Source organism: Streptomyces sp. NPDC037203, assembly GCF_055605065.1.
Window position 1 is genome coordinate 122,620 of the sequence record NZ_JBVJUC010000006.1, and the last position, 24,744, is coordinate 147,363.

A 24,744-nucleotide genomic window follows, 5' to 3' on the forward strand; every position below is an offset into this window, starting at 1 on the left:
GGCCGGCCCAGTCGTGGGGCGGCCGCCGCCGCAGGAGAAGCCGGGCGTATCAGCCCAGTCGGGGAGCGACCACCCACTCGCCGCGCCGCATCACGCCCCGCACCTCGAAGTCCGCGTCCAGCAGCACCAGGTCGGCGTCCTTGCCGGGCTCCAGGGAGCCGACGCGGTCCGCGAGGCCCAGCAGCCGGGCCGGGTTGGCGGACAGCGCCTTCACCGCGTCCTCCACCGGCAGCCGGTCCACGGTCACCGCCCGCTTGAACGCCCGGTCCAGGGTCAGTGTGGAGCCCGCGATCGAACCGCCCTCCACCAGCCGCGCCACCCCCTCGCTGACCTCGACCTCCAGCGGGCCCAGCAGGTAGCGGCCGTCACCGGCGCCGGCCGCGTCCATCGCGTCCGTGATGAACGCCACCCGGTCGGCGCCCGCGTGATGGAAGGCCAGCTCCAGGGCGGCCGGGTGCAGATGCGTGCCGTCGTTGATCAGCTCGACCGTCACCCGCTCGTCCTCCAGCAGGGCGGCGACCGGGCCCGGCGTCCGGTGGCCGAGGGCGGGCATCGCGTTGAAGAGGTGCGTGGCGACCGTGGCACCCGCCTCGATGGCGTCCACCGTCTGCTCGTACGTCGCGTCCGTGTGCCCGATCGCCGCGATCACCCCGTGCTCGGCGAGCAGCCGCACCGAGTCGATGCCGCCCGGCAGCTCGGCGGCGAGGGTGAGCATCCGGGCCTGCCCGCGCGCCGCGTCGATCAGCTTGCGCACCTCGGCCGGCTCCGGGTGGCGCAGCAGCGCCTCGGAGTGGGCGCCCTTGCGGCACGGCGAGATGAACGGCCCCTCGAAGTGGATGCCCGCGATGTCGCCCTGCTCGGCCAGCTCGCTGAGCAGCCCGGCGCGGTGGACCAGCAGGTCCATCTCGTCGGTGACGGTGGAGGCGACGAGGGTGGTGGTGCCGTGCTCGCGGTGGGTGCGGACGGCGGTGAGGATCTGCTCGGCGGTGCCGGCGAAGGAGGCCCCGCCGCCGCCGTGGTTGTGGAGGTCGACGAAGCCGGGGACGAGCCAGTGGCCGGTGACGTCGACGGTCCGGGCGCCGGCCGGGGTCTCGCCGGTGATGCGCCGGCCGTCGATGGCCACGGTGCCGTTCTTCACCGTGCCCGTGGGAAGTACCACGTTCGCGCCGGTGAGCACCTGCGGGTGCGTCGCGGCTCCTGTGGGGCTGGCCATCAGGTGTCTACCTCCGGAGTAGAAGTGGTCGTCAGCAGATCCCGCGCGAGCAGCCCCGCGCCCAGGCAGCCGGCGGTGTCGCCGAGGGCGGCGGGGACGATGGACGGCAGTCTCTGGAAGGTGACCCGGCGCCGGACGGCGTCCCGCAGGGGCTGGAACAACACTTCCCCCGCCTCCGCGAGACCGCCACCGATGATCAGCGTGCGCGGGTCCAGCAGGGTGAGCGCGGTGACCAGGCCGTCGGCGAGCGCGTCCACCGCCTCCTGCCAGACCCGCCGGGCGTCCGGGTCGCCCGCCGCGACCGCCCGCGCGCAGTCGGCGGCGTCCGCGTCCGGGCCCCCGCCGGCCGCCGCCCACGCCTCGCTGACGGCGGACGCGGAGGCGTACCGCTCCAGGCAGCCGCGCTGCCCGCACGGGCAGAGCGTGCCGCCGGGCCGTACGACGACATGGCCGATCTCGCCCGCGAAGCCGTGCGCCCCGGACTCCACCCGGCCGTCGATCCCGATCGCGCCCGCGATGCCGGTGCCGAGCGGCACGAACAGGAAGCGGTCGGCGCCCCGGCCGGCGCCGATCCGGCCCTCGGCGAGGCCGCCGGTGCGCACGTCGTGGCCGAGCGCGACGGGCACCCCGAGCCGCTCGGTGAGCAGCTCGCGCAGCGGTACGTCCTTCCAGCCGAGGTTGGCGGCGTAGACGGCTGTGCCCTGCGCCTCGTCGACGATGCCGGGGACCGCGATGCCGGCGGCGGCCGGCGGGCCGTGGTGCTCGGTGCCGTACGCGAACAGGTCGGCGGCGAAGTCGAGGATGCCCGCGATCACCGCGTCGGGGCCGCGCTCGCGGCCGGTGGCGCGGCGGGCACGGTGCAGCAGCGCGCCGTCGTCCCCGACGAGGGCGGCCTTCATCCCGGTACCGCCCACGTCCAGGGCGATGACATGTCTCACGGGGACAGTGTGGCCCGCTGACCCGCGAGAGGTCTAGTCCATTCACGTGGTGTAGACCTTAGTCGTTCATCTCATGAATCGTTCGAACAGCAGGGTTGGGATTTTGACGGTGCGTCGGCGTACAGCAGGAATGATCGCGATGGTGTCCGCGATGGGCATGACCGCGCTCCTCGGCGGCTGCGGGAGCACGGGCTCCTCCGATGTGACCCTCAGACTCGTGGCCGCGGACTACGGCGACTCGGCGGCGAACAGTTCGCAGAAGTACTGGGACTCGCTGGTCAAGGAGTACGAGACGACGCATCCGGGCGTGAAGGTCCAGGTCAGCGTCTACTCCTGGAACGACGTCGACCGCAAGGTCAAGGAGATGGTCGACGCGGGCCACGCGCCGGACATGGCGCAGATCGGCGCCTACGCCGACTACGCGGCCGCCGGGAAGCTCTACGCCGCCTCCGACCTGCTCTCCATCCGCACCCAGGCGGACTTCCTCTCCCAGCTGGCCGACGCCGGGCAGTGGAGCCACACGCAGTACGGCATACCCTTCGCCGCGTCCACGCGCGTGCTGTTCTACAACAAGACCCTCTTCACGAGCGCCGGGATCACCCCGCCGACCAGCTGGGACGAGCTGGCCGCGGACGCCAAGGCGCTCAAGGCGAAGGGCGTGAAGTACCCCTTCGCGCTGCCGCTCGGGCCCGAGGAGGCGCAGGCCGAGACGATGCAGTGGCTGCTCAGCGGCGGCGACGGCGGCACCGGGGGCACGGGCTACACCGACGACATCGGCACCTACACCATCGACTCCGAGCAGAACGTGCGGACCTTCGCCTGGCTCAAGGACGACCTGGTCGCCAAGGGGCTGACCGGGCCGGTGCCGCCGGGGAAGCTGAACCGGGCGCAGGCGTTCGCGGCGTTCGCCGACGGGCAGGTCGGCATGGTCGACGGGCACCCCACGCTGATCCAGCAGGCCGAGGCGAAGGGCGTGCACTTCGGCATGGTGCCGACGCCGAGCCGGACCGGGCGGGCGCGGGCGTCGATGGGGGTGACCGACTGGATGATGGCGTTCAAGCAGAACGGCCACGCCGACCAGATCGGCGACTTCCTGAACTACGTCTACAGCGAGAAGAACGTCCTCGACTTCTCCCGCAACTACGGGCTCCTGCCGGTCACCACCTCCGCCTCCAACGCCATGAGCGAGTCGGACGCGGCCCCCGACAAGGCGCTGCACCCCTTCCTCGACCAGCTCCCCACGAGCGAGCTGTACCCGGTGGGCAAGACGTCCTGGGCGTCGGTGAGCGCGGCCGTGAAGCAGAACATCGGCCAGGCCGTCGCGCCCGGCGGCGACCCCGCGGCCGTCCTCACCCGCCTCCAGGCCACGGCCACGGCGGCGGACAGCGCGGCCAGCGCCGGCTGAGCGCTACGGTTTCCCCATGGAACCGGGCGACACGGAACTGGGCGACCGCGAGAAGGCCATCCTCGCGCTGGAAGGCCGGGGCTTCTCCGGCCCCGGCGCGAAGGAACGCGCCATCCGCGAGGACCTGCACCTCTCCCCGGTCCGCTACTACCAGCTCCTCAACGCCCTCCTCGACGACGAGCGCGCCCTCGCCCACGACCCCCTCACGGTGAACCGCCTGCGCCGGGTCCGCGAGACACGGCGTGCGGAGCGCTGAGTCCCCGACGGGGGCCGGGGCGGAGCCCCCGGGGCACGTGTCCGGGCGTCCAGGCGTGACAACCGGCTCCACTGGATAGTGTCGGTACATGGACCCTCTGCCGACCCCCGCCACCCCGGCCGGCCGGGACGGACTCGCCGCGCTGCTCGCGAACCCCGCCACCGCGGTGATCGGCCTGGACTTCGACGGCACCCTCGCCCCGATCGTCGCCGACCCCGAACAGGCCCGCGCCCACCCCGCCGCCGTCGCCGCCCTGGCCGCCCTCGCCCCCAAGGTCGCCCACATCGCCGTGATCACCGGCCGCCCCGCCGGCGTCGCGGTCCGCTACGGCGGCTTCGCGGGCGTCCCCGGCCTCGACCACCTCACCGTCCTCGGCCACTACGGCGCCGAACGCTGGGACGCCGCCACCGGCACCGTCACCGCCCCCGCCCCGCACCCCGGCGTCGCCGCCGTCCGCGCCGAGCTGCCCGGCCTGCTGGACCGGGTCGGCGCCTGGCGGGGCACCTGGATCGAGGAGAAGGGCCGTGCCGTCGCCGTGCACACGCGCCGCGCGCAGGACCCGCAGGCCGCGTACGAGGCCCTGCGCGCCCCGCTCGCCGACCTCGCCACCCGGCACGGCCTGATCGTCGAGCCCGGCCGCATGGTCCTCGAACTGCGCCCGCCCGGCATGGACAAGGGCGTCGCCCTCGGCGAGTACCTCCGCGAGACCGGCGCCGGCTCCGTCCTCTACGCCGGCGACGACCTCGGCGACCTCCCCGCCTACGCCGCCGTCGACAAGCTCCGCGCCGAGGGCACACCGGGGCTGCTCGTGTGCAGCGGCAGCACGGAGGTCGCCGAACTGGCCGAGCGGGCCGACCTGGTGGTCGACGGTCCCGAGGGCGTCGTGCGGCTCCTCACCGCGCTGGCGGCTCAGCTGGACTGATCGTCCAGGGCGTGCAGCTGGTCCAGGAACCACCGGGCCGGCGGCAGCGCCGTGCCCGCCGCGGCCAGCCGCTTCGTGCGCTCGGCTCGCTCCGCCGCCGGCATGGTCAGCGCCGTGTGCAGGGTCTCGGCCGTACCCGTGACGTCGTACGGGTTGACCGTGAGCGCGTCCTCGCCCATTTCCTCGTGCGCCCCCGCCTCCCGCGAGAGCACCAGCACGCAGCCCTCGTCGGAGACGACCGGCACCTCCTTGGCGACCAGGTTCATGCCGTCCCGGATCGGGTTGACCAGCGCCACGTCGGCGAGCCGGTACGCGGCCAGGGAGCGCGCGAAGTCGTCCTTCACATGCAGCACCACCGGGGTCCAACCGGGCGTCCCGTACACGGAGTTGATCTCCTCCGCGACCCGCTGCACCTCGGCCGTGTAGTCCCGGTAGACGGCGAGGTCCTGCCGGGAGGGGTACGCGAACGCGACGTGCACGACCTTCTCCCGCCACTCGGGGTGGTCGTCCAGCAGCTGCCGGTACGCCAGCAGCCCGCGCACGATGTTCTTGGACAGCTCGGTGCGGTCCACCCGGACGATCGTCCGCCGGCCCTCCCCGATCTCCGCGCGCAGCGCCGCCATCCGCTCGTCCACGTCCGGCCGGTGGGAGCGCTCGCGCAGGAAGTCGGCGTCCGCGCCCAGGCCGTGCACCCCGATCCGGGTGCCCGCGGGGATGCCGGGCCCCAGTACCGCGTGGCAGCACCCGGTGAACGCGTCCGCCCAGCGCCGGGTGAGGAACGCCGCCCGGTCCGCGCCGAGGATCCCGGTCAGCAGCTCCGCCGCGATGTCGTCGGGCAGCAGCCGGAAGTACTCCGCCGGAGCCCAGGGCGTGTGCGAGAAGTGGCCGATGCGCAGATCGGGCCGCAGCCTGCGGAGCATCCGCGGGGCGAGCGCCAGGTGGTAGTCCTGGATCAGCACCGCCGCGCCCTCGCCCGCCTCCTCGGCCAGCGCCTCGGCGAACGCCTGGTTGTACGCCTGGTACGCCGCCCACTGCCGCCGGAAGTCCGCGCCGAAGACGGGCTCCAGCGGTGTCTGGTACAGCATGTGGTGCACGAACCAGAGCACCGAGTTGGCGATCCCGTTGTACGCGTCGGCGAAGACGTCCGGGTCGATGCCGAGCATCCGCACCCGCTGCCCGCCGGTGTCACCCTCCGGCAGCAGACCGCCCCCGGCGCGGCGCACCGCCTCGCGGTCGCCGTCGCCCAGCGCGGCGCACACCCAGACCGCGTCGGTCTCCGGACCGATCGCCGACAGGCCCGAGACCAGCCCGCCGCCGCCCCGCTTGGCGCGCAGCGAGCCGTCCTCGCCCGCCTCGTACGAAACCGGGCCGCGATTGGACGCGACCAGCACCTCAGCACCGTGCGTGGAAGCCATGGTCCACAACCTAGCCCGACCCGGGAACACTCAAACCCGCGGACCCCGCCCGAACCAGGTCGTATACGGCCGCCCGCGCGCCGTCACGCCACCCGGCGCCGGGCGTACTCCGCGATCTCCGTCATCGGCGGCCGCTCCTCGGTGTCCACCGCGTACGTGCGCGGCTCGAAACCGGAGACACCCCGCTCGAACTGGGTGAGCGCGGGGCGCACGAGGTGGCCGCGGGCCAGCCGCAGCTGGGCCGTGCGGTAGATGGCCGCCGCCATCCGGCCGAGCGCCTGCCCGTCCTGGTGCCGGTGCTTGCGCACCCCTACGTCCACCTGGGCCAGCGCGTCGAGCCCCACCAGGTGCAGGGCGTCCACCAGCATGCCCAGCTCGACCCCGTAGCCGACCGGGAACGGCAGCCGTTCGAGCAGGGAGCGCCGGGCCGCGTACTCCCCGCCCAGCGGCTGCACGAAGCCCGCGAGCTGCGGCCAGTGCATGTTCAGCAGCGGGCGCGCCATCAGCTCGGTGACCCGGCCGCCCTGTCCCGACGTACCGGCGAGCGGACGGTCGTACATCGCCTTGACCAGCTGGACGTCCGGCTCGGTGAGCAGCGGGCCGACGATGCCGAGGACGAAGTCGGAGGAGAACTCCCGCAGGTCCGCGTCGACGAAGCAGATGATGTCCCCGGTGGCGACGAGCAGCGAGCGCCACAGCACCTCGCCCTTGCCCGGCACGGCCGGCATCCGGGGCAGGATCGCGTCCCGGTGCACCACCCGCGCGCCCGCCGCGGCGGCGACCTCGGAGGTGCGGTCGGCGGAGCCCGAGTCGATCACGAGGACCTCGTCGACGAGCGGCACCCGCTCCATCAGATCGCGCCGGATCACCGCGACGATCTCGCCGACCGTCTCCTCCTCGTCGAGGGCGGGCAGCACCACGCTGATGGTCTGGCCGGTGCGCTGCTTCGCCGCGAGGACCTGGTGCGGGGGACGGTCGCGCACGGACCAGGAGCGGTTGCCCATCCAGCGCTCGACTTCTTCCAGCACGGTCCCCGGCTCCTCACGCTCGCCTCGCGGTCTCGTCTCGCGGTACGGACGACTATCTCAACTCTCCAGGCCTTCGGTTACAGTCTTGAGCAACGCCGATGACCATCGCATGTCGGGGGTCGCGCGCGGACATGCCGCAGCAGTGCGGACACAATCGAATACCGCTCATCCAGAGGGGCAGAGGGACACGGCCCGATGAAGCCCCGGCAACCCTCCAGCCGGTTCTCGTTCCCATAGCAGCGAGGCTCCCGGCTAGGGAAGGTGCCAAATCCGTCTCACGGCGAAGTGCGTCGTGAGGAAGATGAGGAGAAAGGGCCTCGCCTCCCATGGCTGTGCAGACAGTTGCCACCTCCGGTACCTCCACCGTCGACCTCGGTCCCGCCGCCGCCCTCAGCTGCCGCGAATGCGGCCACCGCGTCCCGCTCGGCCCGGTCTTCGCCTGCGAGGAATGCTTCGGCCCGCTGGAGATCGCCTACGACTTCTCCGGGTACGACACCGAGGAACTCCGCAAGCGGATCGAGGACGGCCCCACCAGCATCTGGCGCTACGCCCCGCTGCTGCCGGTCCCGGCCGACGTGGCCGGCAAGCCGAACATCAACCCCGGCTGGACCAAGCTGGTCAAGGCCGACAACCTGGCCCGCGAACTCGGCGTCACCGGCGGTCTGTACGTCAAGGACGACTCCGGCAACCCGACCCACTCCTTCAAGGACCGGGTGGTCGCCCAGGCCCTGGAGGCCGCCCGCGCCTTCGGCTTCACCACCCTGTCCTGCTCCTCCACCGGCAACCTCGCGGGCGCCGTCGGCGCCGCCGCCGCCCGCGCGGGCCTGCGCTCCTGCGTGTTCATCCCGCACGACCTGGAGCAGGGCAAAGTCGTCATGGCCGCGGTCTACGGCGGTGAACTCGTCGGCATCGAGGGCAACTACGACGACGTGAACCGCTTCTGCTCCGAGCTGATCGGCGACCCGGCCGGCGAGGGCTGGGGCTTCGTCAACGTGAATCTGCGGCCGTACTACGCCGAGGGCTCCAAGACCCTGGCGTACGAGATCTGCGAGCAGCTCGGCTGGCGGCTGCCCGACCAGATCGTGGTCCCGATCGCCTCCGGCTCCCAGCTCACCAAGATCGACAAGGGGCTGCGGGAGCTGATCGAGCTCGGGCTGGTCGAGGACCGGCCGTACAAGATCTTCGGCGCCCAGGCGGAGGGCTGCTCGCCGGTGTCCACGGCCTTCAAGGCGGGCCACGACGTGGTCCGGCCCCAGAAGCCGGACACCATCGCCAAGTCCCTCGCGATCGGCAACCCGGCCGACGGCCCCTATGTCCTGGACATCGCCCGGCGCACCGGCGGCGCGGTGGAGGACGTGACGGACGAGCAGATCGTGGCGTCGATCAAGCTGCTGGCCCGCACCGAGGGCATCTTCGCCGAGACGGCGGGCGGCGTGACCGTCGGCGTCACGAAGAAGTTGATCGAGAGCGGGGTGCTCGACCCGGCGAAGACCACCGTCGTCCTCAACACCGGCGACGGTCTGAAGACCCTCGACGCGGTGGCCGGCACCGGCCTGACCGCCACCATCCGCCCGACCCTGGACTCCTTCCGAGAGGCTGGCCTCGCATGAGCGTGACCGTTCGCATCCCCACCATCCTGCGCACCTACACCGGCGGGCGGTCCGAGGTGGCCGCCGAGGGCGCGACCCTCGCCGAGGTCATCGAGGACCTGGAGAAGAACCACACCGGCATCGCCGCCCGCGTCCTGGACGACCAGGGCAGGCTGCGCCGGTTCGTGAACGTGTACGTCAACGACGACGACGTGCGTTTCGAGCAGGGCCTGCAGACCTCCACCCCGGACGGCGCGGGCGTCTCCATCATCCCGGCGGTGGCCGGCGGCTGCTGACCCGACGGACCGGACGTTACCTTCGGTAATGACGGTCACCCAAGGTGCATCGGATTGCCCTCTCCGTGAGAGAAGCGGAGGGGGCAATTCTGCGTGATTGAGCGCGGTACAGTTGGGGAAGGCGCCCTGAGTTGATCGAGGGTTAGCCCTCGATTCTCCTCCGCGGGCCCGATAAGAAGCAGCCAAAATGCACGGGCTTTCCGCGGCTTTTGTGTCTTTTACGGGGCCCGACTTGCCCTGAATTCTGATGAATTCTCCCTACATTCCGGATCGTTCTCGTCCAGATTTCTCGTCCAATTGACCTGTTGCAGAGGGCAGTTGGACAGATACATTCAGCCGCGGTCGACGCGTTCCGGCGCACGCCCCCGACGCATTGGGGGGCGAGGTCTGACCCGGATCCGCGAAGTGCGGATCTGCGCAAGGGCCAGTAATAGGGGAGTTAGGCATGGCTCAGGGCACCGTCAAGTGGTTCAACGCGGAGAAGGGGTACGGCTTCATCGCGGTCGACGGTGGTGCGGACGTCTTCGTCCATTACAGCGCCATTCAGATGGACGGCTACCGCACCCTGGAGGAGGGCCAGCGAGTCGAGTTCGAGATCTCGCAGGGCCAGAAGGGTCCGCAGGCCGACATGGTTCGCGTCGCCGTCTGAACGTTTCTCCACCGAAGGGCCCGCACCTCGCACAGGGTGCGGGCCCTTCGGCGTGCCCGGCTCCGGGCGGTGTTCGCCCCCGGCTGACCCACCCGCCGTCGCGCCCGAGGCGCTTGCACTCGGGCATGCCGAGTGCTAATCATTGGCGTTAGCACTCTGAAGGTGAGAGTGACAACGAAGGACCGGGTCGGTGAGGTCCGCGGGCCACGTGGGGCAAGGAACCACAGGCCGGCGAGCCGTCCGTCGCGGGCGCGGGCGCGGTCCGAAGGAATCACCCCCAGTCCTGGAGGGACCACTTCACATGGCCAAGATCATCGCGTTCGACGAGGAGGCGCGGCGCGGCCTCGAGCGCGGCATGAACCAGCTCGCGGACGCCGTCAAGGTGACGCTCGGCCCCAAGGGTCGCAACGTCGTCCTCGAGAAGAAGTGGGGCGCCCCCACGATCACCAACGATGGTGTCTCCATCGCCAAGGAGATCGAGCTCGAGGACCCGTACGAGAAGATCGGCGCCGAGCTGGTCAAGGAAGTCGCCAAGAAGACGGACGACGTCGCCGGTGACGGTACGACCACCGCGACCGTGCTCGCCCAGGCCCTGGTCAAGGAAGGCCTGCGCAACGTCGCCGCCGGTGCCAACCCGATGGCTCTGAAGCGCGGTATCGAGAAGGCCGTCGAGGCCGTCTCCGCCGCCCTGCTCGAGCAGGCGAAGGACGTCGAGACCAAGGAGCAGATCGCCTCCACCGCGTCCATCTCCGCCGCCGACACCCAGATCGGCGAGCTGATCGCCGAGGCGATGGACAAGGTCGGCAAGGAAGGCGTCATCACCGTCGAGGAGAGCAACACCTTCGGTCTGGAGCTCGAGCTCACCGAGGGCATGCGCTTCGACAAGGGCTACATCTCCGCCTACTTCGCCACCGACATGGAGCGCATGGAGGCGTCGCTCGAGGACCCGTACATCCTCATCGCGAACTCCAAGATCAGCTCCGTCAAGGACCTGCTCCCGCTCCTGGAGAAGGTCATGCAGTCGGGCAAGCCGCTGCTGATCATCGCCGAGGACGTCGAGGGCGAGGCCCTGTCGACCCTGGTCGTCAACAAGATCCGCGGCACCTTCAAGTCCGTCGCCGTCAAGGCTCCGGGCTTCGGCGACCGTCGCAAGGCCATGCTCGGCGACATCGCCATCCTCACGGGCGGCGAGGTCATCTCCGAGGAGGTCGGCCTCAAGCTGGAGAACGCGACCCTGGACCTCCTGGGCCGCGCCCGCAAGGTCGTCATCACCAAGGACGAGACCACCATCGTCGACGGTGCCGGCTCCTCGGAGCAGGTCAACGGCCGGGTGAACCAGATCCGCGCCGAGATCGAGAACAGCGACTCGGACTACGACCGCGAGAAGCTCCAGGAGCGCCTGGCCAAGCTCGCGGGCGGCGTCGCGGTCATCAAGGCCGGTGCCGCCACCGAGGTGGAGCTCAAGGAGCGCAAGCACCGCATCGAGGACGCCGTGCGCAACGCCAAGGCGGCCGTCGAGGAGGGCATCGTCGCCGGTGGTGGCGTGGCCCTGCTCCAGGCCTCCCAGGTCTTCGAGAAGCTGGAGCTGGAGGGTGACGAGGCGACCGGTGCCAACGCCGTGCGCATCGCCCTTGAGGCCCCGCTGAAGCAGATCGCCGTCAACGCCGGCCTGGAGGGCGGTGTCGTGGTGGAGAAGGTGCGCAACCTGACTCCGGGCCACGGCCTGAACGCCGCCACCGGCGAGTACGTCGACCTGGTCGGCGAAGGCATCATCGACCCGGCGAAGGTGACCCGTTCCGCGCTGCAGAACGCCGCCTCCATCGCCGCGCTGTTCCTCACCACCGAGGCCGTCATCGCCGACAAGCCGGAGAAGGCCGCCGCGGCCGCTCCGGGCGGCATGCCGGGCGGTGACATGGACTTCTGATCGACCTCCGGTTGATCAACGTCCTTACCGAGGGCGGCACTTCCTGTCAGGGACGGGGGGTGCCGCCCTCGGGCGTGTCCGGGGTCACATACGACGGTTTCCGGGGGCGGGAATGCCGGCCGGCGCCGAACGGGTTACTTAAGTGTCTGCAACAATGCGCATTCACATACCGCCCGGTTAGCAGCCTTCCGAGGAGCCCTCACGTGACCGTCGACACGCAGCCCGCCTCCCGCGCGGCCCAGGTACTCTCCCGCCCCATCACCCTGGGCGGCCTCACCGTCCCCAACCGGATCGTGATGGCCCCGATGACCCGGATGTTCTCGCCGGGCGGCATCCCCGGCGAGGACGTGCGCTCGTACTACTCCCGGCGCGCCGCCGCGGGCGTCGGCCTGATCGTCACCGAGGGCACCTACGTCGGCCACGAGTCGGCCGGCCAGAGCGACCGGGTGCCGCGGTTCCACGGCGAGGAGCAGCTGGCGGGCTGGGCGAAGGTCGCCGAGGACGTGCACGCGGCGGGCGGCACCATCGTCCCGCAGCTGTGGCACATCGGCATGGTCCGCAAGGACGGCGACGCCCCCTTCCCGGCCGCCCCCGCGATGGGCCCCTCCGGTCTGGTCACCGCGGGCGCCGAGCCCACCGGCAAGGCCATGACCCAGCAGGACCTGGACGACGTCATCGCCGCGTTCGCCCAGGCCGCCGCGGACGCCGAGCGCATCGGCTTCGACGGCGTGGAACTGCACGGCGCCCACGGCTACCTCCTCGACCAGTTCCTGTGGGAGGGCACCAACCGCCGCACCGACGCGTACGGCGGCGACCCGGTGGCCCGCACCAAGTTCGCCGCGGAGATCGTCGCCGCGGTCCGCGAGCGGGTCTCGGCCGGCTTCCCGATCCTCTTCCGCTACTCGCAGTGGAAGCAGCAGGACTACACCGCCCGGCTCGCCGAGACCCCGCAGGAGCTGGAGGCGATCCTCGCCCCGCTCGCCGCGGCCGGCGTCGACGTCTTCCACGCCTCCACCCGCCGCTACTGGCAGCCCGAGTTCGACGGCTCCGACCTCAACCTCGCGGGCTGGACGAAGAAGCTCACCGGCAAGCAGACCATCACCGTCGGCTCGGTCGGCCTCGACGGCGACTTCACCGGCGCGTTCGCCGGCCAGGGCTCCCCGGTGCAGGGCATCGACGGCCTGCTCGACCGGCTGGAGGCCGAGGAGTTCGACATGGTCGCGGTCGGGCGCGCGCTGCTCCAGGACCCCGAGTGGGCGGCGAAGGTGCTGGCCGGCCGGGTGTCGGAGCTGGCGCCGTACGACGCGGCGTCGCTGAAGACCCTCAGCTGAGGATTCAGATCCCGCCGATGTTGCCGTTCAGCGGCTCGATGTCGACGCGTACCGGGGTGCCCCACACGCGGAGCACCTCGTAGTCGGTGAACTCGTGCACCAGCCGGTACGCCATCGCGGGCCGCGCCCCGCGCCGCTGGGCGGCGAGGTACGCCTCGGCCTCCCGGCGGTCCCGGCGGGGGGTCCCGCACAACTGCCACTCCTGGCCGTTCCACAGCTCCGGCAGCCAGCGCTGCTGGGGCTGCGGGCGGTCGCCCCGGACGCCGTAGCGCGAGGGCGCGGTGGCCGCCGGCCCGGCCGGGCTCGGCCGGCCCCCGTACTCCGAGCGGCGGGCGGCCCGGCGCCGCGTCTCGCACAGCAGGCACAGATCGGGGGCGCTCTCGTCCACCGGGCCGTGCGGATGCTCGGCGCACCGGGTGGCGGGCGCGTTCGTCCCGACGCTCTCCTCCAGCAGGTCCAGCGCCCTGCGCAGATCCGTCCTGACCTCCTGGAGCCGCCCGTCCGGGGTGTCGGCGGTCAACGCCTCCCCGTGCTCCCCGAGCAGCCGGAGTGCTCGGCCTAGGGCGGTCAGCTGGGCGTGATTCATGGTGGATTCCGGTCCGTAGACGAGTTCCTGGCGCGTTCTCGCCCCCCAGTGTCCAGGATGCCGCCGGGCGACCGGGCAGGCTGTGGCGGGGTGGGGCCACGGCGACTTCACCGGACCGGCCGACCGAGCGGCTCCGCCGCTTCGACGACGCCCACCGCGGCGCCGGAGAACTCTCCGTGCCGCGCAACGTGCCGGTCGGCTGGGTGAAGCACCGGAGGCGGGCCGCGGCGGCCGGAGGTGGGGTTCTCAGAGGTTGCCGGGCAGGCCCGTCGGTTGCTGACCGGTGTCCGGCCGCGCCGGGGATTCCTCGGGCGGTGCAGCCTGGTGTGGCGCGCGCCGTGAGAGGGCGAGCCAGGTGGCCAGGAAGCCGACGGTGTAGCCGGTGAGGAGGCCGCCCGCGTAGACCGCCGCGGTGGCCGCGAGGCCCCGGTTGCCGGACAGCAGCGGGAACAGGGCCCAGCCCGAGGGGCCGATCGCCGTCGCGCCGACCTTCGTGCCGAGCATCGCGAAGGCACCGATGAAGGCGCCGCCCGCCGCGCCGCCCGCGCAGGCGGTCAGGAAGGGGCGGCCGAGGGGGAGGGAGACGCCGTAGATCAGCGGCTCGCCGACGCCGAGCAGCCCGGCGGGCAGGGCCGAGCGGATCGTCGTACGCAGGCCGGTGTCGTGGCGCAGCCGGACGTACACCGCGAGGGCCGCGCCCACCTGGCCCGCGCCCGCCATGGACAGCAGCGGGAGCAGCACGGTGTAGCCCTGCTGCTGGATCAGCGTGGCGTGGATGGGGATCAGGGCCTGGTGCAGGCCCAGCATGACCAGCGGGAGGAAGAGGCCGCCCAGCAGGAGGCCGGCCAGCGCGCCCGTCGTGGTCAGCAGCCAGTTGGCCGCCGTGCCGATCGCGGTGGCGACCGTACCGGCCGCGTACATCAGGCCGTACAGCGTGATCAGTCCGGGGACGAGGACCGTCACCGTCGGGGTGAGCAGGACGTCCAGGGTCTCGGGGACGCGGCCCCGGCAGAACCGTTCCACCCGTGTGGCCAGGAAGGCCGCGGCCAGCGCGCCGAGGACCCCGCCCTGGCCGGGGGCGAGCTGTGTGCCGAACACGGTCACCTTCGCCACGCCCGGATACACGACCACCGCCGCCACGGCGGCCCCCAGTACCGGTGTGCCGCCGAACTCCCGGGCCGTGTAGTAGCCGACGAACACCGCGAGCAGCGCCATGAACGCCGAGGCCACCGCGGTGAGCGCGGGGGTGAGGCCGGGCAGCCAGCCGGCGTTCTGGAGCACCCCGTTGACGCCGGCGAGGATGCCGCAGCCGATCAGGGCGGGGATGAGCGGCACGAAGACGGCCGCGACGCGGCGCAGGGCGGCCTTGACGGGAGTGGGGGCGTGGCGCCGCGGACCCCGTTGCAGGGCGGTCACGAAGGGGGCCGGGACGGGCGTGACCGCTGCGCCGGGGGCGGGGCCGGCCGCGGCCGCCCGGCGGGGGACCGGACCGGGCGGAGCGGTTCCGGGGGAGGCCGTGCCGGGGTGCGGGCGCTCTCCGCCCCGCCGGCGTTCGTCACCAGGGCGCGGCTCCGGGCTCAGCGGCAGTCGCGCCCGCACCTGGTCCGTCACCGCCTCCACCACTCCCGGCCCCAGCACGATCTGCCACGCGGCCCCGTCCTCCACCACCCCCAGCACCCCCGGCACCGCCCGCAGCCCCGGCCCGTCCGCCGCGTCCGCGTCCGCGAGGGTGAGCCGGAGCCGGGTCATGCAGTGGGTCACGGCGGTGACGTTGGCGGGGCCGCCGACGTGGGTCAGGACGGCGGTCGCGGTGGAGGCGGGGTCCGTGTGCACCCCCTGAGCGTGCGGGTCAGCCGCTCGCTCGGGCCAGCGCGGCGCGCAGATGGCCGCCGGAGTCCTCCAGAAGGCGGTCGGCCGCCGGGCCGTCGACACCGGCGAGCAGGACGAGGATCGCGGTCTTCACCTCGCCGCCGGACTCGGTCAGCGCCCGCTCGATCTCCGCGTCCTGCGCCCCCGTGGCCAGCGCGACGATCCGGCGCGAGCGCGCCCGCAGCTTGGCGTTGGAGGCGCGCACGTCCACCATCAGGTTCCCGTACGTCTTGCCGAGCCGGATCATCGTGATGGTCGACAGCATGTTGAGGACGAGTTTCTGGGCGGTGCCCGCCTTGAGCCGGGTCGAGCCGGTGATCAGCTCGGGCCCGACCACGATCTCGATGCCGTGCTCGGCGGCGGCCGCCAGCGCGCTGCGCTCGTTGCAGGCGAGCCCGATGGTCAGGGCGCCCTGGGCGCGGGCGTGCTCGACCGCGCCGACGGCGTACGGGGTGCGGCCGGAGGCGGAGACGCCGACCACGCTGTCCTCGGGGGTGAGCTTGAGCGCGTCGAGGTCGGTGCGGGCCAGCTCGTCCGAGTCCTCCGCGCCCTCCACGGAGGAGACCATCGCCTGCGGACCGCCCGCGATCAGGCCGACGACCTGGGCGGGATCGGTGTTGAAGGTGGGCGGGCACTCGGAGGCGTCCAGGACGCCGAGGCGCCCCGCGGTCCCGGCACCGGCGTAGATCAGGCGCCCGCCCCGGCTCATCCGCGCGGCCACCGCGTCGATGGCGGCACAGATGCGGGGGAGCTGGCCGGCGACGGCGGCGGGCACGCCCGCGTCCTCGCCGTTCATCAGCCGGGCGATGTCGAGGGTGGGCAGTCGGTCGATGTCGGCGAGTTCGGGTCGGAAGGCCTCGGTGGTCAGCGAGGCCAGCTGGCTGCGCAGGTCATGGGCGGTCATGCAAGCGGCTCTCTCGGTCTCGGATGCCGGTCGGTGTTCCCCCGGTGCCGGTGCTCACCCGCGGTCGGTGCGGGCGCTCACCGGGTGCTGCTGCGGTGCCGGTGCGCCAGCGCCTCGTACGATGCGGCGAGCGAGGGTGCCGCCGTCTCGTACGTGCGCTGGGCCACTCCCACGAACAGGCAGTCCACCACGAGCAGTTGGCTCGTCCGCGAGGACATCGCGGCCGGGCGCAGCTCGGTCTCCCGTGAGGTGGACGTGGTCAGCACGTGGTCGGCGTACTGGGTGACCGGTGAGTCGGGGCGGCCGGTGATGGCCACGGTGGTCGCCCCGCGCTCGAAGGCGGCCCGCAGCGGCTCGATGACGTCCCCCGTCGAGCCGGAGTGGGTGATCGCGATCGCCACGTCGCCCGAGCGGAGCTGGACGGCGTTGGTCACGGCGAGATGCGGATCGCTGTGCGCGTGCGCTATGAGCCCTATGCGCAGCAGCTTCTGGGTGAGGTCCTGGGCCACGAGCCCGGACGCCCCGATGCCGTACACATCGGTGCGGCGGGCGCCGGCGAGCGCGGTGACGGCCGCGCCGAGCTGGCCGGTGTCGAGCCCGGCGGCGGTGTCGGCGAGGGTCTGCTGCTCCTCGTAGGCCAGTTTGGCGACGACGTCGGCGATCGGGTCGTCCACGGCGATGTCGGTGGTGATGGCGGGCGCCCGCCCGGACTGCTGCTGGGCGGCCAGCCCCGCGAGGGCGAGCCGCAGGTCCCGGTAGCCGGGGTAGCCGAGCAGCCGCGCGGTGCGGACGACGGTGGCCTCGCTGGTGCCGGTCAGTTCGGCGAGGCCGGTGACCGTGAGGGCGGCGCAGCCGGCCGGGTCGCCCGCGACGGCCTCGGCGACGCGCTGCATGGACCGGGTCATCGACGGCGCGAGGGTGCGCACCTTGGCGGCGAGCGAGCCCACCGGACTGCCGAAACTTTCCTTCACGTCCTGGGTCACCTCTGAAAGATATTTTCGGTTCGGTGTCCGGGTCAAGAGTGCGCACAATGGCTGGTATGGAGCCCATCAGTCCCCTTGAACAGACCCTGCACGCGGCCCGCGCCCTGGTCCTCGCCGATCTCGTGGCGGGCCGGGTCGCGGAGGCGGACGTGGTCTCGCTGGTCGAGGACTCCGTGGCGCAGCGGCGCTGGTGGGTCGAGCAGTGGCCGGACGGCATGCACTACGTGGCCGGTCTGGTGGCCCAGGACGTGCAGGACGCGCTGCTGGAGCGGTACGGCCGCTGGCCGCTGTGCCCGGTCTGCGGCACGGGCGACCCGCACGCGCTGGAGGTGGAGCCGGAGCTGGGCCCCGACCCGCACTGGGTGTGCCACCAGGCGGGCGTGAAGGTCGCGGCGGTCGGCCGGCTGGGTTCGGCCCTCGGCGGGACGCCGGCCTCGTGAGGCGCCCGTGACGGTGTACATCGACCCGCCCACCTGGCCGGGCCACGGGCGCCTGTGGTCGCATCTGGTGAGCGATGTGTCGTACGACGAACTGCGGCTGTTCGCGGACGGGCTGGGGGTGCCCCGGCGGGCCTTCGACCGCGATCACTACGACCTCCCGGCGCGCCGGTACGCCGACGCGGTGGCGGCCGGCGCGGTGGAGGTCGGCAGCCGGGAACTGGTGCGGCTGCTGCGGGAATCGGGGCTGCGGCGGCCCAAGGGGCTGGTGCGCCGCGGGCTTTCGTAGCCGCCCCGCGCGACCACCCGACCGCGCTCACGCGCGCAGCTCGTAGGCCAGGAGCCGGTCGTCGAGCGCGCCGGCCGGCCGGAACCCGGTGCGGGTGAGGACCGCCTGGGAGGCGGTGTTGGTCCGCTGCGCCCTCGCGTACAGCGTCCGTACGTCGTCACGGGCCAGCGCCCACCGGGACAGCGCGTGCAGCGCCTCCGTGGCGTACCCCCGGCCGCGGGCGCTCTCGACCAGGTTGTAGCCGATCTCCGCCCGCCCCTCCTCGTCCGGGGCGCCGTGGAAGCCCAGGGCGCCGACCGCGCGCCCGTCCTCGGCGCGGACGAGGGTGAAGACGGTGAACTCGGGCCGGTGGACGCCCGCCTCGTACGCCTTCACCAGCATCCGGGCGGCTTCCCGCGTGCCCTCCTCCGGTTCGCCGCCGGCCCAGTCGAAGCCGCCGTCGCCACCGAGGGCGAGATCGCGGGCGGCGGCCGGGCGGACGCCGGTGAGGGTGAGGCGCTCGGTGGCCAGGACGAGGTTGTTGTGCCAGCGCCACCCGGTGACCGGGGCCCGGCCGGGCAGCTCGCCGCGTCCGGTCGCCCACAGCAGGGTCGGCCAGGGCTCCGGGCCGGGCTGGACGTGCGGGAAGATCGTGGCCAGGACGGACTCGGCGAGCCCGGCGGAGGGCTCGTAGGACAGGCCGAGGCCCTCGGCCATGTCGTGGGTGTGCAGCAGGACTTCGGCGACGCCCATCGCGGCGAAGCCCACCCGGTCGGCGCTGCGGAACGGGTAGGGGTGGAAGGCGCGGACGTCCGGCGGCGCGGTGGTCACGGCGGCGGCGAGCAGCGCGCCGGTGGTCTCCACGACCTGGAGCAGCCCCGCGTTGCCGGTGCCCTCGTCCAGCCTCAGTTCGAAGGGCACGTAGGCGTCCCGCGCGCGCCCGGCCAGATTGGCGGCGTACGCCACCAGGTCGTCCGCCACGTGCACGGCCGTGGTGTGGCAGTCCCACTCGACCCGCCCGGCGCGCACGTCCCGCCAGTCCCGGTCCACCGCCGTGCGCAGGACGGCCAGGCAGCCGGCCACGGCATCGGTCACATGTTCCCCGCTCATCGCTCGCATGGGCGCACCCTAGGCGGGGGCCGCCGTCACGGCGACAGCATTTCCAGCTCGGCGGCGAGGTTGTGGCGGGCGCTGGCCTCCCAGTGCTCCTGGCCGTAGGCGGTACGGAACAGACTCGGCAGCGCGAGGAGTTGGCGCAATACCGCGGAACGCCCTTGCCGGAAGGCGTCGTTGGGGACGAAGTGGTACTCCTCGCGGACCTCGGCGGTGTAGGCGGCGTACGCGGACGGGGGCGCGGCCAGGATCGCGAGGTCGGCGTCGCACAGCACCTGGCCGTCGCGGTCGTCCGCGGCCGGGTCGTGGGTGACGGTCAGCCGGACCAGCCGGGCCACCTCCGCGGCCTTCGCCTCCGGCACCCCGGCCTCGGGCAGCGCGCGCTCCGCCAGCCGCGCCGAACGCTCCTCGTTCTCGGACCGCTCCGGCAGGTACACGGCGTCGTGGAACCAGGCGGCCAGGCGTACGACGCCGGGGTCGGCCGCGTACGGCTCCAGTACGTCGACGCGGTCGAGGACGGCGGTGAGGTGGGCCAGGGTGTGGTAGCGGCGCTGGGGCTCCTGCCAGCGGGCGAGCAGGTTGTCCGCGTAGGGGCCGGGATCGGGACCGCCCTCGGGCGCGCGGACGGCGTCCAGGGCACGGGCGAAACGGAGGCGGAGGGCGTCGAGGTCGGCCATGGGCTCATTCTCGCGTGGCGGCGCGCGGACGGAGCGGCGGCTGGGCGGCTGGGCGGCGGGGCGGCGGGGCGCGGCGGGGTGGGGGCGGCGGGCGGTGCTGCGGGCGGGCGGAATGGTGGTGCGGTGGCGCGGGGCGTGGTGGCGTACTGGCGCGCGCCCGGCCGCGTACCCTTAAATTGGACTAGACCTCTATTGGATCTTTGGCCGCGACGAATGGGGTGCCATGAGCAAGCGTGCAGTCCTGGAGGTGATCGCCCTCGACATCGAGGACGCGGTCGCCGCCCAGGCCGGAGGCGCGGACCGGCTGGAGCTGGTCACCGAGATGGCCGCCGACGGGCTCACCCCGTCCGCCGCCACCGTCGCCGGTATCCGTGCCGCCGTCGACATCGACCTGCGCGTGATGCTCCGCCTGGCGGACGGGTTCGCGGCCGGTGACGTGGCGCGGCTGCTGGGCGTGGTGGAGGAGATGCGGGCGGCCGGCGCGGACCAGTTCGTGCTGGGGTTCCTCGACGCGGACGGGGGAGTGGACCTGGCCGCCGTGGAGCGGGTGGCCGGGGCGCTGGCGGGCTGCCGGTGGACCTTCCACCGGGCGATCGACCGCGCCGCCGACCGCGAGGCCCTGCGCAAGCAGCTCGCCGACTTGCCCGGCCTCGACACCTACCTCACCGCGGGCGCCGCCACCGGTGTGGACGACGGCCTGCCGACCCTGCTGGCCGAGTACGGTCGCCGCGGCGAGCCGGGCTACGGCCAGACCCTCCTCGTCGGCGGGGGCCTGCGCCTGGACCACGTCCCGCCGCTGCTCGCCGCGGGCCTCGACGCCTTCCACATCGGCGGCGCGGCCCGCCCCCAGGGCTGGCACGGCCCGGTCTCGGAAGGCGCGGTCAAGGAGTGGCGCAGGGTATTGGACGGTGCGGTCGGCCGGGACTGAGGTGGCGCGGCCGGGCGGTGTGAGGTCGCGTGGCCGGGCGGGGCGAGGTCGCGTGGCCCGGTCGGGTCGGGGGCGGCGTGCCCGGTCGGGTCAGGGTGGCGCGGCCGGCCGAGGTGAGGTGGCCTGGCGCACCGGGGCTGGGGTGGTGTGGCCTGCCGAGGCGGGATGGCGCGGCCGATCGGGACTGAGGCGGCGCGGCCGGGCGGGGGTGAGGCCGCGTGGCCGGTCGGGGTTGAGGTGGCGTGGCACGCCGGGGCTGGGGGTGGTGTGGCCTGCCGAGGGCGGGACGGCGCGGCCGGGCGGGGGTGAGGCCGCGTGGCCGGGCGGGGCGAGGTCGCCTGGCCGGTCGGGTCGGGGGCGGCGTGCCCGGCCGAGCTGGGGTGGCGGCCCAGGTCCGGGGCGGCGTGCCCGGCCGGGACCGGGGTGGCGTGGCCGGTCGGGTCGGGGTGGCGCGGCCGGTCAGGGCGGGACAGCGCTACCGGCCGGGACTGAAGCGGCGCGGCCTGCCGGGACTGAGGTGGCGCGGTCGGCCGGGGTGAGGCCGCGTGGTCGGCCCAGGGCCGGGCGGGGGGCTTTCCCCGGTTTCCGGGTGATGCCGTCAGGCCGGCTGCTCGTGGCCGCGCTCCGCCGCCAGCCGGGTGAAGGTCTTCGCCAGCGGAGGCTTCTGGATCTGGCGGATCAGCCACGCGACGGTACGGATGCCGAACTCGGTGCGGGGCGCCGCCTGCCGCACCCGCCCCGGAAACAGCCGCTGCGCGTCCTGGACCCGCGGACGCATCGCGGTCTCGTACGCGGTGAGCGCGTCCGAGAGGCGGTGCGGCAGCCGCAGGGCGTCGGCCGCCTCGACGGCGTCGGCCAGCGCCGCCGCGCCGCGCAGCGCCAGTGCGGTGCCGAGACCGCTGAGGGGGCTCGCGCACCAGGCGCTGTCCCCGAGCAGGACCACCCGGCCGTCGGACCACTTCGGCACGTCGATCTGGTCGAACGTGTCGAGGGCGAAGTCGGGCGCGAGCCGCGCGGCGGCGAGCAGTTCCCGCGTGCGCCAGCCCACGTCCGCGAACACCCGGTCCAGCAGGGCGAACTGGGCCTCCCGGTCGTGCCGCGGCGGCAGCGTCGACGCGGCGAAGGTGAACCCGATCTCCTGCTGGCCCGGATGCCCCGGCCGTGCCTCGACGGAGCGGCTGCCCGGCGCGTTGTGGGTGATGAACCAGCCGTCGACCGAAGGGGTCCGGGGCGTCTCGTCCATGGTGAACCAGGCGTGCGCGAGGCCCAGCCGGCGGCGGAAGACCTCCTCGGGCCCGAAGCGCAGCCGCCGTACCCGCGAGTGCGCCCCGTCCGCGCCGATCACCAGGTCGAACTCGGCGGGCGGCGCGTTGCGGAACCGTACGGACACGCCGTTCGGGGCGTCCTCCAGCGCCTCCACGGTCTCCCCGAAGAGATGCGTGACCCGAGCGCCGGCCGCGTCGTGCAGGACGCGGGCGAGGTCCGAGCGGAGCAACTCCTCCTTGGAGACGTAGCCGTTGCCGCCGAACGCCTCGACGGGCATCACGGCCAGCCGGCGCCCCTCGCCGTCCACCCAGGCCGCGCCGCGCTGGTCCACCAGCCGGGCGAGGACCTCGTCGAGCAGCCCGAGGCGGGCGAGCACCTCGCGGCAGTCGCCGCGCAGATCGACGGACTGGCCGCCGCCGCGCAGCGCCGGGGCGATCTCCGCGACGGTGACCTCCCAGCCGGCCCGACCGAGCATGAGCGCGACGGTGTCCCCCGCGATCCCCGCACCCACCACAAGAACCCGAGGCATGAGCCCCCACCTTTCTAACGCGAATCCGTCGCGTTTGAGCGTACGCCGAAAGGGCCTCTAACGCGAGTGGGTCGCGTTAGAGGGGCCGGATCCAGCCACTAACGCGAGTGTGTCGCGGTAGCATGGAGGGATGACGCAGGCAGCAGGGACGGTCCGTCCGGGAGGCAGATCCGCCAGGACGCGGGAAGCGGTGCACGCGGCGGTCCGGGAACTGCTCGACGCCTCCCCGGACGGCACGGTCACGGTCGCCGAGGTGGCCGAGCGCTCCGGGGTGCACCCCGCGACCATCTACCGGCGCTGGCGCACCCCCGAAGGGCTCGTCCTCGACACCCTCTTCGAGGAGCTGAGCCGGCGCTCACCGCTCCCCGTCACCGGGGACCTGCGCGCCGACGCGCTGGTCTACACCCGCCAGTTGCTGGCGGACCTGCGCGCGGACCGGAACCTGACGCTGGCCAGGACCGTCGCCGCGGCCACCCGCTCGGGGGTGTTCGGGGCCGACGCGCTGAACCGGTTCGTCGAACCCCGCACCCGGCAGATCGAGGCGATGCTCACCGCCGCCGGCATCGGCGAGCTGGACGTCCAGGACGTGCTGGAGCTGGTCCTCGCCCCCGCCTACACGCACGCCCTGCTGGGCGTCCCGCTGCACACCGACGCCGACGCCGAACGGCTGGTCGACAACCTCCTCGCCGTCCTCGCCCGGCGCAGAGTGCGCGCGGGAGCCTCCTCGGAGGACGGCGCCTGAGCCGCCGTACGCGTCGTCGCGCGCTTCGCCGCAGACGCGAACCGCCCCGCCCCCGCCGAGAGATCGGCCGGGACGGGGCGGTCGCGGAGAGGTGCCGGGTGACCGCTAGGGCCTTTCTTCCGGATCTCGCCGGGGTCGCGGGGGCTGGCACGCACATCTGCGGCGTTGTCGTCGGTCGTCGACGCTCCGCGTCGACTCCCTCCTCCGCCTTGCATCTGCACGCACCAGCCCCCGCTCGGCTCGGCCGTAAGGTACCGCCAACCCGAGCCGACCTGATCCGGAAGAAAGGCCCTAGTCGACGTCCACCGGGCCGTCGTCCGACTTCTTCTCGCGGCGGGCGCTGAGCTGGAGCAGGCCGTTGTCCCGCGGCTGTTCGGAGCGGTTGCCGTCGGACTCCTGGCCGCCGAGGTTCTGGCGGACCGAGTCCAGGATGGTCAGACCCTGGGAGACCAGGCCGGCCGCGATCTCGCCGAGGCCGTCCGCGCCGTTCAGGACGTTGACGTTGGCGCCCGCCAGACCGCCGGCCGCCTCCTTCACGATCTGCGGCAGCTGGTCGATCAGCATCCGGTCCAGCGCGACCCGGTCGTACGACGCCGCCGCCTCGGCCTGGATCTTCATCCGCTGGGCCTCGGCCGCCGCGAGGATCCTGACCCGCTCGGCCTCCGCCTCCGCGGGCTTGACGACCTCGGACACCAGCTGCTTCTGCCGCAGCAGGGCCTGGCGCTCGGCCAACTCCGTCTGCGCGTCCAGCACTTCCTGCTGCGCGTGGGCCTGCGCCAGCGGACCGGCCTGCGCCGCCTGGGCCTGCGCCCGGTCCACCTCGGCCGAGTACTCGGCCTTGACGACGGCGGTCTTCCGGGCGTACTCCGCCTGCCGGCGCGCCGCCTCCTGCTCCGCCTCCACCGCGGCCTGCGTGGCCTGCGCCTGGGCGATCTGCGCCTGGCGCTGGATGGCCGCCTTGTGCGGGGCGGACATCGCGTCGATGTAACCGGTGTCGCCGTCGTCGATCGACTGGATCTGGAGCGAGTCCACGATCAGACCGATCTTGGCCATCTCCGTCTTGGAGGTGTCCAGCACCTCGGCGGCCAGCTTCTGCCGCTCGGTGACGATCTCCTCGACGGTCATCGAGCCGATGATGGCGCGCAGATGGCCGGCGAAGATCCGGCCGGTGAGCACCGACATCTGGTCCTGGTCGGAGAGGAAGCGCTGACCGGCGTTGATGATGCTTTCGTGGTCGTTGCCGACCTTGAAGGCGATGACGGCACGCACGTGCAGTGCGATGCCCTGCTTGGTCACACAGGTCTCGGTGACCTCCGACTCGCACATCGCCAGCGAGAGGAAGCGGGTCTTGCGGAAGAACGGGACCACGAACTTTCCGTGGCCCGTCACCACTCGGAACGGCGCGCCCCCCAGTCCCCGTCGTCCGCCCGAGATCAACATCGCCTCGTCCGGCGCGGGTACGCGGTATCCGAACAT

At 73.2% G+C, this 24,744-nt stretch carries 24 protein-coding genes and 1 riboswitch; of the genes, 12 read left to right on the top strand and 12 right to left on the bottom strand.

Going from position 1 to position 24,744, the window contains the following annotated elements:
* Nucleotides 1-49: 49 nt before the first annotated feature.
* Both nagA and ACZ7EC_RS18870 read right to left on the bottom strand, forming a co-directional pair.
* Nucleotides 50-1,213: an N-acetylglucosamine-6-phosphate deacetylase gene (nagA, locus tag ACZ7EC_RS18865; RefSeq protein WP_471063859.1), complete on the bottom strand. Its 1,164-nt coding sequence runs from the start codon at nt 1,211-1,213 to the stop codon at nt 50-52.
* A complete protein-coding gene (locus ACZ7EC_RS18870) occupies nt 1,213-2,151 on the bottom strand; it encodes an ROK family protein (protein ID WP_471063861.1) in 939 nt (312 codons plus the stop codon). Before ACZ7EC_RS18870 ends, nagA begins: the two co-directional genes overlap by 1 nt.
* Nucleotides 2,152-2,290: 139 nt before the next feature.
* Here ACZ7EC_RS18870 and ACZ7EC_RS18875 point away from each other — a divergent pair, with 139 nt between their 5' ends.
* The 3 genes from ACZ7EC_RS18875 (at nt 2,291) to otsB (ending at nt 4,734) form a co-directional block, all read left to right on the top strand.
* Nucleotides 2,291-3,556 carry an extracellular solute-binding protein gene (locus tag ACZ7EC_RS18875; RefSeq protein ID WP_471063862.1) on the top strand — a complete coding sequence of 422 codons (1,266 nt, stop codon included), beginning with the start codon at nt 2,291-2,293 and terminating at the stop codon, nt 3,554-3,556.
* A 16-nt stretch (nt 3,557-3,572) separates the two neighbouring features.
* Complete coding sequence (locus ACZ7EC_RS18880; RefSeq protein WP_471063864.1) at nt 3,573-3,812, top strand: DUF3263 domain-containing protein; 240 nt, start codon at nt 3,573-3,575, stop codon at nt 3,810-3,812.
* A gap of 88 nt (nt 3,813-3,900) precedes the next feature.
* A complete protein-coding gene (otsB, locus tag ACZ7EC_RS18885; protein ID WP_471063866.1) occupies nt 3,901-4,734 on the top strand; it encodes a trehalose-phosphatase in 834 nt (277 codons plus the stop codon).
* Here otsB and ACZ7EC_RS18890 read toward each other — a convergent pair.
* On the bottom strand, nt 4,722-6,149 hold the full coding sequence (locus tag ACZ7EC_RS18890) for an alpha,alpha-trehalose-phosphate synthase (UDP-forming) (RefSeq protein WP_471063868.1): 1,428 nt from the start codon (nt 6,147-6,149) through the stop codon (nt 4,722-4,724). The two genes, otsB and ACZ7EC_RS18890, sit on opposite strands and share 13 nt — an antisense overlap.
* An 83-nt stretch (nt 6,150-6,232) precedes the next feature.
* Nucleotides 6,233-7,177, bottom strand: coding sequence for a glucosyl-3-phosphoglycerate synthase (locus ACZ7EC_RS18895; protein ID WP_471063869.1), 945 nt, complete (start codon nt 7,175-7,177; stop codon nt 6,233-6,235).
* A gap of 162 nt (nt 7,178-7,339) precedes the next feature.
* A riboswitch (SAM riboswitch) is annotated at nt 7,340-7,485 on the top strand.
* An 18-nt stretch (nt 7,486-7,503) separates the two neighbouring features.
* On the opposite strand from ACZ7EC_RS18895, the gene thrC reads away from it, so the two are divergent.
* The 5 genes from thrC (at nt 7,504) to ACZ7EC_RS18920 (ending at nt 12,966) form a co-directional block, all read left to right on the top strand.
* Nucleotides 7,504-8,787 carry a threonine synthase gene (gene thrC, locus ACZ7EC_RS18900; protein WP_471063870.1) on the top strand — a complete coding sequence of 428 codons (1,284 nt, stop codon included), beginning with the start codon at nt 7,504-7,506 and terminating at the stop codon, nt 8,785-8,787.
* The gene (locus ACZ7EC_RS18905) at nt 8,784-9,062 is read left to right on the top strand and encodes a MoaD/ThiS family protein (RefSeq protein ID WP_397985335.1); all 279 of its coding nucleotides are present in this window, start codon (nt 8,784-8,786) and stop codon (nt 9,060-9,062) included. Before thrC ends, ACZ7EC_RS18905 begins: the two co-directional genes overlap by 4 nt.
* A 445-nt stretch (nt 9,063-9,507) precedes the next feature.
* The gene (locus ACZ7EC_RS18910) at nt 9,508-9,711 is read left to right on the top strand and encodes a cold-shock protein (protein ID WP_037653356.1); all 204 of its coding nucleotides are present in this window, start codon (nt 9,508-9,510) and stop codon (nt 9,709-9,711) included.
* A 301-nt stretch (nt 9,712-10,012) separates the two neighbouring features.
* On the top strand, nt 10,013-11,635 hold the full coding sequence (gene groL / locus ACZ7EC_RS18915; RefSeq protein ID WP_471063871.1) for a chaperonin GroEL: 1,623 nt from the start codon (nt 10,013-10,015) through the stop codon (nt 11,633-11,635).
* A 203-nt stretch (nt 11,636-11,838) separates the two neighbouring features.
* A complete protein-coding gene (locus ACZ7EC_RS18920; protein ID WP_471063872.1) occupies nt 11,839-12,966 on the top strand; it encodes an NADH:flavin oxidoreductase in 1,128 nt (375 codons plus the stop codon).
* A 4-nt stretch (nt 12,967-12,970) separates the two neighbouring features.
* Here ACZ7EC_RS18920 and ACZ7EC_RS18925 read toward each other — a convergent pair whose 3' ends face one another.
* The 4 genes from ACZ7EC_RS18925 to ACZ7EC_RS18940 form a co-directional block, all read right to left on the bottom strand.
* On the bottom strand, nt 12,971-13,552 hold the full coding sequence (locus ACZ7EC_RS18925) for a hypothetical protein (protein WP_471063873.1): 582 nt from the start codon (nt 13,550-13,552) through the stop codon (nt 12,971-12,973).
* Nucleotides 13,553-13,798: 246 nt separating this feature from the next.
* A complete protein-coding gene (locus ACZ7EC_RS18930; protein WP_471063875.1) occupies nt 13,799-15,385 on the bottom strand; it encodes a PTS transporter subunit EIIC in 1,587 nt (528 codons plus the stop codon).
* Between the two features lie 16 nt (nt 15,386-15,401).
* Nucleotides 15,402-16,325: an N-acetylmuramic acid 6-phosphate etherase gene (murQ, locus tag ACZ7EC_RS18935; protein WP_471063877.1), complete on the bottom strand. Its 924-nt coding sequence runs from the start codon at nt 16,323-16,325 to the stop codon at nt 15,402-15,404.
* Between the two features lie 77 nt (nt 16,326-16,402).
* Complete coding sequence (locus tag ACZ7EC_RS18940; protein WP_471063879.1) at nt 16,403-17,308, bottom strand: MurR/RpiR family transcriptional regulator; 906 nt, start codon at nt 17,306-17,308, stop codon at nt 16,403-16,405.
* A 56-nt stretch (nt 17,309-17,364) separates the two neighbouring features.
* On the opposite strand from ACZ7EC_RS18940, the gene ACZ7EC_RS18945 reads away from it, so the two are divergent.
* Nucleotides 17,365-17,748, top strand: coding sequence for a hypothetical protein (locus ACZ7EC_RS18945; RefSeq protein WP_471063881.1), 384 nt, complete (start codon nt 17,365-17,367; stop codon nt 17,746-17,748).
* Between the two features lie 7 nt (nt 17,749-17,755).
* A complete protein-coding gene (locus ACZ7EC_RS18950; RefSeq protein WP_397985344.1) occupies nt 17,756-18,034 on the top strand; it encodes a DUF4031 domain-containing protein in 279 nt (92 codons plus the stop codon).
* 27 nt (nt 18,035-18,061) lie between these two features.
* Here ACZ7EC_RS18950 and ACZ7EC_RS18955 read toward each other — a convergent pair whose 3' ends face one another.
* Both ACZ7EC_RS18955 and ACZ7EC_RS18960 read right to left on the bottom strand, forming a co-directional pair.
* Nucleotides 18,062-19,132 carry a GNAT family N-acetyltransferase gene (locus ACZ7EC_RS18955; RefSeq protein ID WP_471063883.1) on the bottom strand — a complete coding sequence of 357 codons (1,071 nt, stop codon included), beginning with the start codon at nt 19,130-19,132 and terminating at the stop codon, nt 18,062-18,064.
* 26 nt (nt 19,133-19,158) lie between these two features.
* On the bottom strand, nt 19,159-19,803 hold the full coding sequence (locus ACZ7EC_RS18960; protein WP_471063885.1) for an HD domain-containing protein: 645 nt from the start codon (nt 19,801-19,803) through the stop codon (nt 19,159-19,161).
* A gap of 223 nt (nt 19,804-20,026) precedes the next feature.
* Here ACZ7EC_RS18960 and ACZ7EC_RS18965 point away from each other — a divergent pair, with 223 nt between their 5' ends.
* Nucleotides 20,027-20,731 carry a copper homeostasis protein CutC gene (locus tag ACZ7EC_RS18965; RefSeq protein WP_471063887.1) on the top strand — a complete coding sequence of 235 codons (705 nt, stop codon included), beginning with the start codon at nt 20,027-20,029 and terminating at the stop codon, nt 20,729-20,731.
* Between the two features lie 598 nt (nt 20,732-21,329).
* Here ACZ7EC_RS18965 and ACZ7EC_RS18970 read toward each other — a convergent pair.
* Nucleotides 21,330-22,526 (bottom strand): FAD-dependent monooxygenase, encoded by a 1,197-nt coding sequence (locus ACZ7EC_RS18970; protein ID WP_471063889.1) that lies wholly within the window; start codon nt 22,524-22,526, stop codon nt 21,330-21,332.
* 130 nt (nt 22,527-22,656) lie between these two features.
* On the opposite strand from ACZ7EC_RS18970, the gene ACZ7EC_RS18975 reads away from it, so the two are divergent.
* Nucleotides 22,657-23,268, top strand: coding sequence for a TetR/AcrR family transcriptional regulator (locus ACZ7EC_RS18975; RefSeq protein WP_471063891.1), 612 nt, complete (start codon nt 22,657-22,659; stop codon nt 23,266-23,268).
* 291 nt (nt 23,269-23,559) lie between these two features.
* On the opposite strand, the gene ACZ7EC_RS18980 is transcribed toward ACZ7EC_RS18975, so the two are convergent.
* Nucleotides 23,560-24,744 (bottom strand): SPFH domain-containing protein, encoded by a 1,185-nt coding sequence (locus ACZ7EC_RS18980; RefSeq protein ID WP_471063893.1) that lies wholly within the window; start codon nt 24,742-24,744, stop codon nt 23,560-23,562.

Bases quoted from the DNA above. Each gene is read 5' to 3' on its own strand.
- ACZ7EC_RS18875 (WP_471063862.1), top strand. From the start codon at position 2,291: ATGGTGTCCGCGATGGGCATGACCGCGCTCCTCGGCGGCTGCGGGAGC.
- nagA (WP_471063859.1), bottom strand. From the start codon at position 1,213: ATGGCCAGCCCCACAGGAGCCGCGACGCACCCGCAGGTGCTCACCGGC.
- otsB (WP_471063866.1), top strand. From the start codon at position 3,901: ATGGACCCTCTGCCGACCCCCGCCACCCCGGCCGGCCGGGACGGACTC.
- ACZ7EC_RS18960 (WP_471063885.1), bottom strand. From the start codon at position 19,803: ATGGCCGACCTCGACGCCCTCCGCCTCCGTTTCGCCCGTGCCCTGGAC.
- ACZ7EC_RS18980 (WP_471063893.1), bottom strand. From the start codon at position 24,744: ATGTTCGGATACCGCGTACCCGCGCCGGACGAGGCGATGTTGATCTCG.
- thrC (WP_471063870.1), top strand. From the start codon at position 7,504: ATGGCTGTGCAGACAGTTGCCACCTCCGGTACCTCCACCGTCGACCTC.
- ACZ7EC_RS18910 (WP_037653356.1), top strand. From the start codon at position 9,508: ATGGCTCAGGGCACCGTCAAGTGGTTCAACGCGGAGAAGGGGTACGGC.
- ACZ7EC_RS18965 (WP_471063887.1), top strand. From the start codon at position 20,027: ATGAGCAAGCGTGCAGTCCTGGAGGTGATCGCCCTCGACATCGAGGAC.
- murQ (WP_471063877.1), bottom strand. From the start codon at position 16,325: ATGACCGCCCATGACCTGCGCAGCCAGCTGGCCTCGCTGACCACCGAG.
- ACZ7EC_RS18890 (WP_471063868.1), bottom strand. From the start codon at position 6,149: ATGGCTTCCACGCACGGTGCTGAGGTGCTGGTCGCGTCCAATCGCGGC.
- ACZ7EC_RS18945 (WP_471063881.1), top strand. From the start codon at position 17,365: ATGGAGCCCATCAGTCCCCTTGAACAGACCCTGCACGCGGCCCGCGCC.
- ACZ7EC_RS18955 (WP_471063883.1), bottom strand. From the start codon at position 19,132: ATGCGAGCGATGAGCGGGGAACATGTGACCGATGCCGTGGCCGGCTGC.
- ACZ7EC_RS18975 (WP_471063891.1), top strand. From the start codon at position 22,657: ATGACGCAGGCAGCAGGGACGGTCCGTCCGGGAGGCAGATCCGCCAGG.
- ACZ7EC_RS18880 (WP_471063864.1), top strand. From the start codon at position 3,573: ATGGAACCGGGCGACACGGAACTGGGCGACCGCGAGAAGGCCATCCTC.
- ACZ7EC_RS18970 (WP_471063889.1), bottom strand. From the start codon at position 22,526: ATGCCTCGGGTTCTTGTGGTGGGTGCGGGGATCGCGGGGGACACCGTC.
- ACZ7EC_RS18925 (WP_471063873.1), bottom strand. From the start codon at position 13,552: ATGAATCACGCCCAGCTGACCGCCCTAGGCCGAGCACTCCGGCTGCTC.
- ACZ7EC_RS18905 (WP_397985335.1), top strand. From the start codon at position 8,784: ATGAGCGTGACCGTTCGCATCCCCACCATCCTGCGCACCTACACCGGC.
- groL (WP_471063871.1), top strand. From the start codon at position 10,013: ATGGCCAAGATCATCGCGTTCGACGAGGAGGCGCGGCGCGGCCTCGAG.